At 26.4% G+C, this 686-nt stretch carries 2 protein-coding genes; both read right to left on the bottom strand.

Annotation, left to right across the window (positions count from 1 at the left end):
* Positions 1-585, bottom strand: a 585-nt coding sequence (locus tag KAR88_RS08705; RefSeq protein WP_192801442.1) for a DUF2920 family protein, incomplete at its 3' end; no start/stop codon positions are given.
* Between the two features lie 12 nt (positions 586-597).
* Positions 598-686, bottom strand: an 89-nt coding sequence (locus KAR88_RS08700; RefSeq protein WP_192801430.1) for a DUF2920 family protein, incomplete at its 5' end; no start/stop codon positions are given.

Raw genomic sequence — 686 nt, 5'->3', positions numbered from 1 at the left:
CCCCCCATAAATTTTTGGTAAATCTGCAAGTTTTGGAAAGCGTTTAACTAGATCTTTTAAAGCATTGATATGATCAATAGCTGCCATAATGCCAAAATTTTGATAATCTCCATTAGGCGGGATAAAAGTTGAAGTAAAATTTAGTTTAAAGTTATGATCGAGTTTATTTTGCATTTTTAAATTTTCTACATGTTTCACTAAAGAATTCGCTAAAAAAAGCGCATTATCATTATTTATTTCACCATAAGAAAAATGAAACTGATTTAATAAATTTTTAATATTTTCAATATCTTCCTCTTGAAAATATTTGTATGTACTATATTTCTCAACATCTGAACGCCTTTGACAAAAACAATGATAAAAAACATTTATTGTCACTACATCAAAATTTTTAGCAATATAATTTCTATAAGAGTCTAAAAAATATATATTTGCATTGGCTCCATAACCTCCTATTATAAAAACTATAGCTTTAATCTCTTTTTCATCATCATAACTTATGCGATATTCAAGCTTACTGGTTCTTTTAATACCTAGTTCTACATCATCACAAGAATCAATTTCAAAGCTTTGGTTTATGAGCATATATTTTCCTTTTTAATTAATGATCAATTTTAACTGATTTTCTACATCTTTAAAAGTAAACACTTTATTTCCACAAGGATAAGAGATGGAATTTTCTTGCA

This window comes from Campylobacter sp. JH23 (assembly GCF_017846595.1).
Taxonomy (GTDB): Bacteria; Campylobacterota; Campylobacteria; order Campylobacterales; family Campylobacteraceae; genus Campylobacter_D; species Campylobacter_D coli.
Note: the sequence above shows the minus strand (reverse complement) of the source record. Positions and strands in the feature narration are given on the sequence as shown.